5 protein-coding genes are annotated in these 13,936 nt (G+C 68.8%); 2 read left to right on the top strand and 3 right to left on the bottom strand.

Translation table 11 applies throughout. The annotated features are described in order from the left end of the window. Positions 1 to 98: 98 nt before the first annotated feature. The 3 genes from acpS to A9X01_RS03930 form a co-directional block, all read right to left on the bottom strand. Complete coding sequence (gene acpS / locus A9X01_RS03940; RefSeq protein ID WP_065035497.1) at positions 99 to 491, bottom strand: holo-ACP synthase AcpS; 393 nt, start codon at positions 489 to 491, stop codon at positions 99 to 101. 28 nt (positions 492 to 519) lie between these two features. After that, positions 520 to 9,756 carry a type I polyketide synthase gene (locus A9X01_RS03935; RefSeq protein WP_065119384.1) on the bottom strand — a complete coding sequence of 3,079 codons (9,237 nt, stop codon included), beginning with the start codon at positions 9,754 to 9,756 and terminating at the stop codon, positions 520 to 522. A gap of 525 nt (positions 9,757 to 10,281) precedes the next feature. Next, complete coding sequence (locus A9X01_RS03930; protein ID WP_065119383.1) at positions 10,282 to 11,001, bottom strand: DUF1906 domain-containing protein; 720 nt, start codon at positions 10,999 to 11,001, stop codon at positions 10,282 to 10,284. 167 nt (positions 11,002 to 11,168) lie between these two features. Between A9X01_RS03930 and A9X01_RS03925 the strand changes: the two genes are divergently transcribed. Next, positions 11,169 to 12,326, top strand: a complete 1,158-nt coding sequence (locus A9X01_RS03925) for an aromatic ring-hydroxylating oxygenase subunit alpha (protein WP_065119382.1) — start codon at positions 11,169 to 11,171, stop codon at positions 12,324 to 12,326. Positions 12,327 to 12,498: 172 nt separating this feature from the next. Then, positions 12,499 to 13,936 (top strand): PE family protein (locus A9X01_RS03920; RefSeq protein ID WP_065119381.1); only part of this gene is annotated, 1,438 nt, incomplete at its 3' end.

The raw sequence follows: 13,936 nt of genomic DNA, 5'->3' as shown, positions 1-13,936 counted from the left end.
AGGCGGGTCCCTCGGGGCGGCGCCCCTCCGGGCGGGGGATACCCAAAACGCCCCCCCCCGGGGGGGGGTGCGGGGGCTTTTGCGTCTGCTCGCGGGACCTAGCTGGTTTCCAGAATCGCCACCGCCGCCGCCGTATCGGCCTCGTGGGTCAGCGAGACGTGGATGGTCACATCGGCCAAATGCTTGGCGATCTCACCACTCAGCCGCACCCGCGGCCTGCCCCACATGTCGGTGACCACTTCGATGTCGCGGTGAATGTCTTCCGGCAGCACCGGCCGCTGCGCGAACCGGGAACCCGACCACGCCTTGATCACCGCTTCCTTCGCCGCCCAGCGGGCCGCCAGGTGACGCGCCGCCGAGGAACTCTTGTCGGACGCGTCGCGGCGCTCGCCCGGGGTGAACGTCTCGGCAAATACCGTCCCGGGTTGGTCTACCTGCTCGGCGAAATGGGGAATGGAGACAAGGTCAATCCCGATCCCGACGATGCCCATGGCTGGCCAGGTTAACGGATGGCCCGAATCATTCGGAAACCTGGCTCGCACCGTAGATCGAGCCGTCACCCAGCCGGGCAGCCGGATCCAGCAGCATCGAGGCCTCCTGCGGCTTCTCCGGGAGGTCGTGGTCGAAGCGACGGTCCGGCGGCCGCTGGTACATCGGCTCGCCTCCGGCAATAGCCGAGGCCAGGCGACGCTGCCCGGCCAGCAGCCGAGCGTCGGCACGTCGTTGGTAGTCGGCGCGCTGCCCGGGCTCGAGCGAGGCGATGAAGGCCTGCGGGTGCACCAGCGCGACCAGACCCGACACGTGGCCGAACCCGAGGCTGGTCAGCATGCCGGCCTTGAGCGGGAATTTCCTGCCCAGGCGCAACGTGTCACGCACCCAGACGAAGTGCGCGGCCCCGGCCAGCTCATCGTCGACACAGTCCAGGCTGCGATTGGGCGGGATCACCCCGTCGCGCAGCATCTGGCACAACCCCATCATCTGGAAGACCGCCGCGCCGCCCTTGGCGTGACCGGTCAGGCTCTTCTGCGACACCACGAACAGCGGGGCGCCCACCGAGCGGCCCATCGAGTCGGCGAGCCGCTCGTGCAGCTCCGTCTCGTTCGGGTCATTGGCCAGCGTCGACGTGTCGTGCTTGGAAACCACGGCCACGTCGTCGGCACTGACACCCAGCTTGGCCAGCGCGCGCGCCAGCGCGGAGTCCTTGCCGCCGCGACCCGCGCCCAGCGCGCCGAGGCCCGGCGCCGGGATCGAGGTGTGTACGCCGTCACCGAAGGACTGGGCGTAGGCCACCACGGCCAGCACCGGCAGACCCATCCGCAGGGCGAGATCGCCGCGGGCCAACAGGATCGTGCCGCCGCCCTGGGCCTCCACGAAGCCCAGTCGCCGCCGGTCGTTGGGGCGGGAGAACTTCGAGTCGTGGATGCCGCGGCCGCGCATCATGCCGGTGTCGGCGGTGGCAGCCATGTCGCCGAAGCCGATGATGGCCTCCAGCGTCAGGTCGTCCAGCCCGCCGGCCACTACCAGCTCGGCCTTGCCGAGCCGGATCTTGTCGACGCCCTCCTCGACCGAGACCGCGGCGGTCGCGCATGCCGCCACCGGGTGAATCATCGAGCCGTAGCTGCCGACATAGGACTGAATCACATGTGCGGCAACGACATTCGGCAGCACTTCCTGCAGGATGTCGTTCGGCTTGTTCCGGCCCAGCAGGTTGCCGTGGTACATGGTCTGCATCGAGGTCATGCCGCCCATCCCGGTGCCCTGCGTGCTGGCCACCAGGCTCGGGTGTACGTAACGCATCACCTCGGCCGGGCTGAATCCCGCGGACAGGAACGCGTCGACGGTCGCGACGATGTTCCACAGCGCGACCCGGTCGATCGAGGTCGCCATGTCGGGACTGATGCCCCACACCGTCGGGTCGAACCCGGTCGGGATCTGTGCGCCCACCACGCGGGACAGCTTGGTCTTGCGCGGAACCCGGATTTCGGTGCCGGCCTTGCGGGTCACCTGCCAGTCGGTCGAGTCCGGCACCGGCCGCACGACGGTGTGCTCCGGGTCGAATTCGACGAATGCGCGCGCGTCGGCCTCCGAGGACACCACGAAGCTGAAGTCCTTGTCCAAGAAGACCGAAACCAGCAGTGGGGACGCGTGGTCGGGGTCGATCGCGCCGTCGTCGACGAACTCGCGGATGCCGGTGCGTTCCAGGACCGCGTCGTGGTAGCGCTCCACCAGTTCTGCCTCGTCGACGAGGTCACCGGAAGACGTGTCGTACCAACCCGGTTGCGGGTCGTCCTCCCAGCGGATCAGGCCGGTGGTCCAGGCCAGCTCGAGCACACCGGCGGCCGAGAGCTCGTTCTCGACCTCCATCTCGAAGCGGGTCCGTGACGAGCCGTAGGGGCCGATCTCGGCGCCGCCGACGATCACCACCAGGTCGGCCGGGTCGACGTCGAGGTCGTCCCATTCCGGCGGCGGTGCCGGGGTGTAGCCGCGCGGCGGCGACGGCAGCGCGGCGATGGTGCCCTCGGTCGCCTCGTCGTCCGCGCTGCCGGCGTCGGCCGACATCTCCTCGCGGGCCTTGGCCGCCAGTTCGGCCATGTCGAGCTGCGCCTCGGCCAGACCGCCGGTGAGGTCCGCCTTGATCGGCGAACTGGCCGCGGCGACTTTGGATTCCACGTCGCACAGGTCGAGCAACATCGACGCCATCTCGTCGGTCGAGTAGGTGGTGACGCCGGCCTCTTCGACGGCCGTGACGATGGCGTCGTTGTGGCCCATCAGCCCGGTGCCGCGGGTCCAACCGATCAGCGCGTGCGCCAGGCTGACCCGTTCCGCCCACGAGGATTCGGCGTGCCAACGGCTGACCACGGCGTCCAGCGCCGACTTCGCCTCGCCGTAAGCCCCGTCCCCACCGAACATGCCGCGGTTGGGCGATCCGGGCAGCACCACGTGCAGCCGGGACGCGATGTCGCGCTCGGCGCCGATCTTGGACAGCCCGCTGATCAGCCGCTGCACGGCCCACAGCAGAACCTTCATCTCCATCTCGGCGCGCGCGCCCACCTCGGACAGGTCACCCACCACCCGCGGTGCCGCAAACGGGAACAGCAGCGTCGGGGTCTGTGCGTCCTTGATGTGAATCGACTGCGGCCCAAGGCTTTCGATCTGCTCGGTGCCGATCCACTCGACCAGTCCGTCGATGTCGGAGTAGGACGCCATGTTGGCCGCGACCACCCACAGCGCCGCGCCGAACCGGGCGTGGTCGCGATACAGGTTGCGGTAGAAGGCAAGTCGCTCTTCGTCCAGCTTCGAGGTGGTGGCGATGACGGTGGCGCCGCCGTCGAGCAGTTTGGCGGCCACCGACGCCGCGATCGACCCCTTGGAAGCGCCTGTCACCACCGCGATTTCGTTGTGATACGGGCCGGGGTTGGGGTTCTCGGCACCGGCGGCGATCCGGCCGTACAGCGAGGCGTGGATCTGCCGGCCCACGGCCAGCGACTTGCCCTGCCACCAGGTCGCCTGGTTGGCGACCACGTGGCCGGCGCCCTCGAAGCGCTCCGACAACCGCACCCAGTCGGCGTCGATGTCACCCTCGTCGGTCAGCCACAGCTTGACCAGGTCCTCGCGGGCACTGGCCCACCGGTCGTCGAAAACGACGGCCTTCTTGGCGTCGAACGTCGGCGCCACCAAACGTGGCCAGTCTGAACCCAATTCGGCCGTGACGAGGTCGATCAGCTCGGCGTCGGTGGCTCCGGGCGACACAGCGGACGCGGGCTCGTCCAGTCCGAGCTGGCCCAGCACCAGCCGGGCCGCCGAAGCCAGCACGCCGTCGCGTCCGGTGATCTGGTCGGTGAATTCGCTCAGCGCGGCTGCGTCCACCGTGGCGCCGCCGCCACCGCCGGCCGACGGCAGCGACACGGCGATACCGCGGCGGGCGGCCACCGCGGTCACCGCGGCGTCGATGACCTTGTCCACCGTTGCGGCGTCGGCCAGGGCGCCCTCGTGCAGGTGGCCCATGGCTCCGCCGCGCACGCTGGTGCCCTCGCGGGTGCCCAGCGCGACCTCGACGGTGACGTGCTTGGCCCAACCCTCGCCCAGCTCCCAGGTCTTGGTGACCCGCTCGGCGATCGCGCCGGGGCGCTTACCCGACGGCCCGAGGACCGTGCGCAGCTGGTCGTTGATCGCATCGGAAAGCACTGGGCCAAAAGGCTTGTAGGTGCGGGCGAGCTTGGTCACCTGCGCACGCAGCCCAGCCAGGTCGGCCTCGGCGGCACCGTCGATGGCGCCGAGGTTCAATTCGGAACCAAGGTCGACGAGCAACTGGTTGCGCCGCGACGACGCACCGTCGGTGATCGACTCGATGGAGTCCAGCTCCTCGATCTGGTCGATGCGCATCTTGGCCGAGATCGCGATCAGGGCCAGGGTGGCATCTGCCGCGTCGAAGCCGATGTCCTCGGGGCGCGGGCCCCCGGAGGGCGCGGCGGGCGCCGGCGCCGGCGTAGCCTCGGGCGTCGCCGCGACCTCGGGGGCCGCGTCGGAATCCCCAGCCACCTCCGCGGGCTCGTCCTCGGGCTCCGGGTCGGTGTCGGTGGCGAACAGCACCGCGGCGTCGCGCTCGGCGTTGAGTACTTCGATTGTGCTGTGGGCGTATTCGGGCAGTTTGAGGGTGTTGGTGGCCAGCCCGGCGACGGTCGGCGAGGTCTTGACACCGATCTCGACGAACCGCTCCACACCCAGGCCGCCCGCGGCTTCCTCGGTGAACAGCAGATCCTGCGTCTCGATCCAGCGGACCGGGCTGGCGAACTGCCAGGCCAACAACTCGATCAGCACCTTGCGGGCCAGGTCACGCGGCCGCTCGTTGCGCCAGGTGTCGTAGTCGGCGAGGATCTCGTCGAGCGGCTCGGCGGGCACCAAGTCGCGGATCTCCTGGATGAAGTCGCGGTCGAGGGTGAACGGCCGCGGAACCAGGTTGGGGATGTAGCGCCCGAGGATCACGTCGGGGTCTTTGTCGCGCGGCATCAACCGTTCCAGCGAGCGGCGGAACTCGGCCACCCCGACCCGGAGCACCCGGGAATGGAACGGCACGTCGATGCCAGGTACCAGGATGAAAGACCGCTTGCCGCCGGTGATTTCGCGGCGCCGCTCGACCTCGGCCTCCAGCGCTTCGAGGCCGCGCACGGTTCCGGCGATCGCGTACTGCGAGCCGCGCAGGTTGAAGTTGACGATCTCCAGGAACTCACCGGTACTCGCCGCAATCCCCGCGACGAATTCGGTGACCTCGTCGTCCGGCAGATCGATCTGGGAGGGCCGGATCGCGGCCAGCCGGTAGTTGGAGCGCCCCAGCTCGTCGCGCGGCACGATGTCGTGCATCTTTGAACCGCGGTGGAACACGGCCTCCAGCAGCGCGTCGAGTTCGAAAACACCGCTGACACAAGCCAGCGCGGTGTATTCGCCAACCGAGTGGCCACAGGTGATCGCGCCTTCGACGAACGCGCCCTGCTCGCGCATCTCGGCGACCTGCGCGGCCGCCACCGTGGCCATCGCCACCTGGGTGAACTGCGTCAGGAACAGCACGCCGTCGGGATGGTGGTAGTGCACACCGCTGGCGATGATGCTGGTGGGGTTGTCGCGGACCACGTGCAGCACCGAGAAGCCCAGCGTGTCGCGGGTGAATCGGTCCGCCTCGTCCCAGACCTTGCGGGCGGCCTTGGAGCGGGCCCGCACGTCCATGCCCATGCCCTTGTGCTGGATGCCCTGCCCGGGGAAGGCGTAGACGGTCTTCGGGGCGGCCAACCGGGCGCTCGCCGACATGACCAGGTCCGAACCGATCCGGGCGCTGACCTCCAAAACCTCTGCGCCCTGGTCTATTCCGACCCGCTCCACACGGAAGTCCACCTCGTCGCCGGGACGCACCATGCCCAGGAACCTCGCGGTCCAGCCGACCAGCCGGGCCGGCGGCCGGGCCTGGCCGTCGGTCGCGGTCACGGCGTGCTGCGCGGCGGCCGACAGCCACATGCCGTGCACGATGGGCGATTCCAGGCCGGCGAGCAGCGCCGCGGCCTTGTCGGTGTGGATCGGGTTGTGGTCGCCCGACACGACGGCGAACGGGCGCATGTCGACCGGCGCACCGATCGTGACGTCGCGGCGGCGGCGCCGCGGGGTGTCGGTGGCATTTTCCGAGACCGCTCCCCCGGCCCGGGCCGGGTCGGAGAGTTCGGCCGGGCCGGTGCGGCCCAGGATCGCAAACCGCTCCTCCATCGTCGCGATGGTCGCACCGTCGCCTCCGGTGACCGTGACCAGTACCGGCACCACCCGGCCCATGTCGGTGTCGGTGGCCGCCGAAGCCGTTGCGGTGATTGTCAATTGGGCGGGGACGGCGGGCAGTCGGTCGGCCAGCTGGACCGCGTGGTCCAGATGCACCAGGCTGAGCAGTCCCTCCACCACGGGCACGCCGACCTCGGTCGTCGCGGCGCCGATCGCGGCGAACACGGCGGGCCAGCACAGACCCACCAGCGCGTCGGGCACGGTGGTGAGGCTGGGCGCCAGGGGCTCACCGAACGTGGCCGTGACCCCGGTGTGGTCGGCGACCCGTTCGGGGTCCCAGTCGACCGTCACCGTGGCGGCGCCGTCGCGGACTTCGGGCAGTGACTCGGGCCCGTCGGCGCCGGCGGCGATCGCCAGCACCGAACGCATCGCGGCGGTGGCGTCCTCGGTGGACACCACCGGAATGCCGCCGTCGACGGTGTTGGCGGGCAACCGCAACACGATGTCGATCCAGGTGCCCGAGATGGGCACGCTGAGCACGACGCTGGACCCGTCCGGGTTGACCTGGAGCCGGGAGCCGGTGGAAGTGTGTGTGGCGGTTCGGTTTTCGTGAACCTGCCAGTCACCCGGCGCGGCGATCCGGTGCACCGGGTTGGTGGTGGTACGCCCCGCCCACAATACGTCGGGCGCGTCGAGCACGACGGCCAGCGGGCCCCGGACGTCCGGGCGCCCCAACCGGCGCGAGGTGACGTCCTCGGGCTTGACGCCGGCGGCGAGCACCTCCTCGATGGCGGCCTGCTCGAAGCGGTCCAGCAGTTCACCGACGGGTTCGTCGAGCCGAGTGATACCGGCTACCGCGGCCGGGCCGGGGATGATGCACACCTGGTCGGCGTCGTAGCGGGCGTCGTGCGCCTGCCACAGCGAGTCGCTGCGCCACCAGCGGCGGACGTCCTTGTCGATCACCGGCACGAAATTGACCGGCTTGCCCAGCGTCTTGCACAGGGTGACGAAGAACGGCACATCCGCGGGATGCAGCTGAACGGTTTCGGCGTCCGGGTAGCGCTGCAGCAGAGCGGCGATGGCCTGTTCGGGATTCTCCAGCTGTGCGGCGTCGGCGAAGAGGGTTTCGATGGGGCCGAAATCTTGTGGGTGCAAACGCGCTTCGGCGCGCTTGAGCATCTCCTCGAACCGGTCACGCCAGGTGTCGGCCAGCCACGGGCTGCCCGGGGCCGCGGTGTCAGCGGTGGAATCGCCGTCGCCGATGGCCAGCTCGACGTAGCGACGCAGCCATTGCAGGTAAGTCATCTCCGCGACGTCACCGAAGTACGGCTTGGCGGTCTTGGCCATCGCGGCGATGATCTCGTCGCGTCGCGCGGCGACGGCATCCGCGTCACCGGCGACCTCGTCAAGCAACTGACCGCACCGCGAGGCGCTGTTGTCGATCTCGTGGATGTCGGCGCCGAGTTGGCTGCGGCTGGAAGCCATGCCGCCCTGGGCTTTTCCGGCACTGATCCACTGATCGGTGCCCTGGGTTTCGACCAGCATCCGCTTGACCGACGGTGAGGTGGTCGCCTCCAGCGTGGCCATCGCCGCGGTGCCGACCAGAATGCCGTCGATCGGCATCAGCGGGAAACCGTAGTCCTGTGCCCAGCGACCGGACAGGTACTCGGCGGCCCGTTCCGGGGTACCGATGCCGCCACCGACGCAGACGGTGATGTTAGAGCGCGAGCGCAGCTCGGAGTAGGTCGCCAGCAACAGGTCGTCGAGGTCTTCCCACGAGTGGTGTCCGCCGGCCCGGCCGCCTTCGACGTGCATGATCACCGGCTTGGTGGGCACCTCGGTGGCGATGCGGATCACCGATCGGATCTGCTCGATGGTCCCGGGCTTGAACACGACGTGGCTGATGCCGATGTCGTTGAGTTCTTCGATCAGCTCGACGGCTTCCTCCAGGTCCGGAATGCCGGCACTGACGACGACGCCGTCGATTGCCGCGCCGGACTGGCGGGCCTTCTGCACCAGCCGCTTGCCGCCCAGTTGCAGCTTCCACAGGTAGGGGTCGAGGAACAGCGCGTTGAACTGGTAGGTGCGACCGGGTTCGAGCAGTCCGGACAGTTCCTCGATGCGGTTGGCGAAGATCTCCTCGGTGACCTGACCGCCGCCGGCCAGCTCGGCCCAGTGCCCCGCGTTGGCGGCCGCGGCGACGATCTTCGCGTCCACCGTGGTCGGCGTCATGCCGGCCAGCAGGATCGGCGACCGGCCGGTGAGCCGGGTGAATTTGGTCGACAGCTTGACCCTGCCGTCGGGAAGGCAGACCACCGTCGGGGCGTAGCTCGACCAGGCGCGGGCCACCTCCGGGGTGGCTCCGACGGTGAACAGGTTGCGCTGACCGCCACGGGTGGCCGCGGGCACGATGCCAATCCCCAGGCCGCGGATGACCGGGGCGGTGAGGCGGGTCAGGATGTCACCGGGACCGAGGTCGAGAATCCACCGGGCACCCGCGTCGTTCACCCGGGTGATCTCGTTGACCCAATCGACCTTCTCGACCAGGATCGCGTTGGCCAGCTCGCGCGCCAGCGCGACATCGAGGCCCACCTTCTCCGCCCAGCTGCCGACGATGTCGATGCCATCGGCCAGTCGCGGGGTGTGGAAGCCGACCTCGACCTTCACCGGATCGAACATGGGCGCGAAGACGTCGCCGCCGCGGACCTTGTTCTTGCGGTCGGCCTCTTCCTTCTCCGAAATCTGGTTGCAGTAAAGCTCGAAGCGGGACAACTGCTCGGGCGTCCCGGTGATGACCACCGATCGGCGGCCGTTGCGGATGGACAGCACCGGCGGCAGCACCGTCCGCACATCCTGGGCGAACTCGTCGAGGAGTTGGCCGATGCGCTCCGGGTCGGCGTTGGTCACCGACACCATCGGCGGACGGTCACCGAGCACCGAGATACCGCGCCGACGGGCCACCAGCGTGCCGGCGGCTCCGATGAGTTGGGCCATTGCCAGCAGCTCGACGTCGCGCGTTCCGGACGCCTGCAGCGCCTCCACGGCCAGCACGCCAGCCGAGTGTCCCGCCAGGGCCACCGGCGGCGTCTCGATGAGGTCCATGCCCTGTCGGGCCAGCGCACGGATGGCCGCCAGTTGGGTGAGCAGCACGCCCGGTATCGAGACGGCCGACGACGTCAGGTGCTTGTCGGAGGGAACGGTGTCCTCGGCCGCCAGCGCACGTACCCATTGGAGCGGTTCGAAACCAATCGGACGAACCACGACGAGTTCATTGGCGACCGGCTCCAGCAGCAGCTCGACCTCACCGACGAGAGTCGCCAGCTCCGATTCGATCCCCGCCCCAGATACCAGCTCTTCGAGGGTCTCCAGCCAGGCGCCGCCTTGGCCGCCGAAGGCGACGGCATACGGTTCGCCTGCCGTCAGGCGATCCACCAGGGCACGAGCGTTGGACGAGCCACTGTCATCATGGTCTGCGGACACCCGGTCGTGCTCGTGGATCGTCACTTCGTTCTCTCCCTATATGCGTCTTCTGCGTCGCGGCCCGTTCAGCGGTTGTGGACCCCTTCCCCCGCGCGGGCCTGTTGACTTCGGGCGATTCCGCGTCGAATCACGGCCGATGGTCGTCTGACCGGTGCGTTGAACGGGCGGCCGGCACGTCGTCGAGCGGCGCCATGCATGCACCAAGTCCCAATAAGAGTGTCATAAGGATCTATACGGATTCTTGGCGTCGCTTGGTTACTGGCGAGTTCTACGCGCGGGTAACCGTGTTGTGGGTAACACCGGTTCAAACCGCCGGCGCGGGCCCCGCCGACAAACGTGCTGCATGCAGGTGGTTACGGTCGAGTAGCTATAACTTCGCTGTTCAAAGCAGTATTGTTACCAAATCGTTATCTCAAAATTCTCGGGCGCGGCGGGCACATGTTGTCAAGCCGGCCGGAGCCCAACAAATTCACCGGTGTAGCCGACGGTGGAATTTGAGCGAACGAGTGTTTGCTGGAATCTATATACCGGAGTCTTAGAAACCGACGGTCAGGCCCACTGCCCGAACTGCGGCTTGAGGATCTCGTTGATATCCACCCCGACGCCGCCGACGGTGCGCTTGTCGATCTCGACCTGATGCAGGTGCGCGGCCGGGTGGGTGTACCCCTTCGGCGAGCCCCAGTTGTGTTGCCAGAAATAAGCCCCGAGGCCGTCGTTCGCCGCCCACTCGATGGTCTTGGAGTTCGCGTACACACCGGTTCGTTGACGCCCGATCACCGACTCCCACGACCGCAGGTAAGGCACGATCTGGTTCTTGTACTGCTCCAATGACGGATTGTCGTCGATCGAGGCATAGATCGGGGCACTGGCCGGACCACCGGCGGCGGCGTGCAACTCGGCACCGCGCTTGGCATGCTGCACGCCCGCGGCGGCCCCACCCAACCAGTCTGATGTGCTGCCCTTGCCGAACTGGTAGCACGACACGATCTTGAGACCGCTCGCGTGCAGGTCCTGCGCCTCGGCGAGCTGGATCGGCTTGCCCAGCATCCAGGCGCCGCCGGGCCGTCGGTCAGAGACGTAACGGATCGCGCCGACCGCGCCCGCCGCCTTGATCTGGCTGGCCGGGATGACGCCGGCCGCGTAGTCCAGCAGAGTGCCCAGCGCCGCCGACGCCGGGGCGGCATTCAGTGACGCGGCCGCGACGCCCAGGCCTATCAGGCCCGGAGCTGCCACGGCGAATTTGAGCACGTCGCGTCGGGAAACGGACATGCGCCACAGGGTACGACAAGTTCATCATTGGTCACATTGGCCACACCCATCGCCAATGCATCACATTGGCAACGGTTACGCCCCCGGTCAGGGTCGAGGCGGCGCCCGAAACGCTGTCACTATAAAGTTAATAAAGTTACCGGCAACCACTCCCGACGGGAGTTCCGATGGATCACGACCAACTCATCGACCTCACGCGGCGCGCGCTGAAGTTGGCCCGCGACAAGACAACCGACCTTGCGCCGGCACCGCACCGGGTCGATGCCCGCGAATACACCTCCGTCGACCGCCATGAGCGGGACAGGGCCATGGTGCTGGCGAGCCCGCAACTGGTCGGCTACGTGTCGGAGTTGCCGCGGCCCGGCGCGTATTGCACCAAGACGGTGATGGGCCGGTCCATCCTGTTGACCAGGACGGCCGACGGGTCCATCAAGGCCTTCGACAACGTTTGCCTGCATCGCCAATCGCAAGTGGCCTCGGGCTGCGGCGTCGCCAAGCGGTTCACCTGCCCCTACCACGCCTGGACTTATGACAATGCGGGCCGGCTGGTTGCGGTGCCCGGCCGCGAAGGATTTCCCGAGACGACGCTGAAGACTGACGGCTTGACCGAGCTGCCGGCCGCCGAGTTCGCCGGATTCCTTTGGGTCGCACTGAAACCCGGGGCAACGCTGGACGTCGCGGCGCATCTGGGACCGCTGGCCGACGAACTCGACTCGTGGGGCATCGGACGCTGGTCGCCACTGGGCGAGAAGGTGCTCGACTCCCCGATCAACTGGAAGTTGGCGATCGACACCTTCGCCGAGAACTACCACTTCGCCACCGTGCACGAGAAAACTTTTGCGACCATCGCGCGCAGCAACTGCACGGTGTTCGACGCGTACGGGCCGCATCACCGGCTGATCTTTCCGCTCAACAGCATCCTCGATCTGGACAATGTTCCCGAAGACCAGTGGATTCCGTTCAACAACTTTGTCGTCATTTATGCGCTGTTCCCCAATATCGTCATTTCGGTGACCATGGCCAACGGCGAGCTATTCCGGGTTTATCCGGGCGATCGGCCGGGGCGATCGATTACCGTCCATCAGAATTCGACGCCGCTGGACATGTCGGACGAGTCGGTGGCCGCGGGTGCGCAAGCCGTCTTCGAGTACGCGCACGCCACCGTCCGCGACGAGGACTACCGACTGGTGGAGAAGTTGCAGGCTAACCTGGAATCCGGTGCGCGCGAACACCTTCTGCTCGGTCGCAATGAGCCGGGCTTGCAGCACCGCCATATCGAGTGGCAGCGCGCAGTCGACGAGGCACGCTTGACCAGCACCGCCTGAACTGACGACTCACCGACGTCGAGCGGCTTTACATCGGCGCAATTGCGCCCGACGATCGCACTATTTGTCGAAATTTTTGGCCAGTGCTTTGAATATCGGTCTGCCGCTTGACTGACTCTTTCCCCGCACGGGATTCTTCTGCGAATTGTCGGGATGACCAGTAGGGCGTGAAATGTTCGTTGTTGCCACTCCGGAGATGCTGACGACCGCGGCCGGGGATTTGACGGGCCTCGCGTCCACGATCGGCGCCGCCAACACCGCGGCGGCGGCCCGAACCACCGCAGTCCTCGCGGCCGGCGCCGACGAAATCTCGGCCCAGGTCGCGGCGCTGTTCAGTGTGCACGGCCAGAGCTACCAATCGCTGAGCGCGCAAGCGGCGGCCTTCCACGACGGGTTCGTGCGCTCGCTGACCGGCAGTGCCGCGTCTTATGCGAGCGCCGAGAGCGCGAACCTTGCCACGGTGCAAAGTCAACTGCTGAATGCGGTCAATGCACCGGCACAGACACTGCTGGGACGGCCGCTGATCGGCGACGGTGCCAACGGCGGCCCCGGTGAGGCCGGCGGCCCGGGCGGGCTGTTATGGGGCAACGGCGGGAACGGCGGGAACGGCGGGCCCGGCCAAGCCGGCGGCGCCGGCGGAGCGGCCGGGCTGATCGGGCACGGCGGAATCGGCGGAGCGGGTGGAGCCCCAACGGGTGGGATTGCCACCGCCGGCGGCGCGGGCGGCGCCGGCGGTTGGTTGTACGGCAACGGCGGGGCCGGCGGGACGGGCGGCGCAGCCGCGACCGGCGGGATCGGTGGCGCCGGCGGAAATGGTGGCAGCGCAGGTCTTTTCGGTAACGGTGGCATCGGTGGGACCGGCGGGGCCGGCGCCGCCGGCGGCAACGGGGTGAATCCGACACCCGCCCCGCCACCCGAATTGCCGGTTCCGCCCGCGGCGGCCACCGGCGCCAATGGGAACCCGGGTGTTTTCAACGGGGGCCCCGGCCAGCCCGGTGCACCCGGTGCGGCGCCCGGGCAGGCCGGTGGCGACGGGGTGATCGGCGGCCGCGGGATGAACGCGGGCAACGTGGGGACCGCAGGCGGCGGTACCGGCGGTGACGGCGGCCCCGGCGACCAGGGTGTGAACGGCAACTTCGGCGCGCCCGGAGGCAACGGCGGCGCGGGCGGCCATGCCGACCCGTCCTCTCCCGGAGTACCCGCCTCGGGTAGCGCGTTCGGTGGTACGGGTGGCCGTGGCGGTCAGGGTGGCCCCGGCGCACCGGGTGGCACGGGCGGGGATGGCGGTACCGCGAACACCGCCACCGCCGGCGCCCAGGGCGGTGGCGGCAATGCCGGTAACGGCGGAGACGGCGGCACCGGTGCCGCGGGAGGTGCCGGTGGCCGCGGCGGCAACGGCAGCGGCACCGGCGTGGGCGGCGTCGCCACCGGAGGGCGCGGTGGCACCGGCGGTACCGGCGGCGTCGGCGCGGATGCGCTCAGTTCCGGCAGCACCGGCGGTATCGGCGGAGACGGTGGTCGCGGCGGCGCGCTGTTCGGCTTCGGCGGTCAGGGCGGCGCCGGCGGGATGGGCGGCGGCGGGGCAATGGCGGTAGCGGAACAGTCACCAG

The organism is Mycobacterium asiaticum (genome assembly GCF_001668675.1).
Classification (GTDB): Bacteria; Actinomycetota; Actinomycetes; order Mycobacteriales; family Mycobacteriaceae; genus Mycobacterium; species Mycobacterium asiaticum_D.
Note: the sequence above shows the minus strand (reverse complement) of the source record. Positions and strands in the feature narration are given on the sequence as shown.

What these genes read in the sequence shown, in the direction of transcription:
- A9X01_RS03930 (WP_065119383.1), bottom strand. Translation starts at nt 11,001, where the DNA reads ATGTCCGTTTCCCGACGCGACGTGCTCAAATTCGCCGTGGCAGCTCCG.
- acpS (WP_065035497.1), bottom strand. Translation starts at nt 491, where the DNA reads ATGGGCATCGTCGGGATCGGGATTGACCTTGTCTCCATTCCCCATTTC.
- A9X01_RS03925 (WP_065119382.1), top strand. Translation starts at nt 11,169, where the DNA reads ATGGATCACGACCAACTCATCGACCTCACGCGGCGCGCGCTGAAGTTG.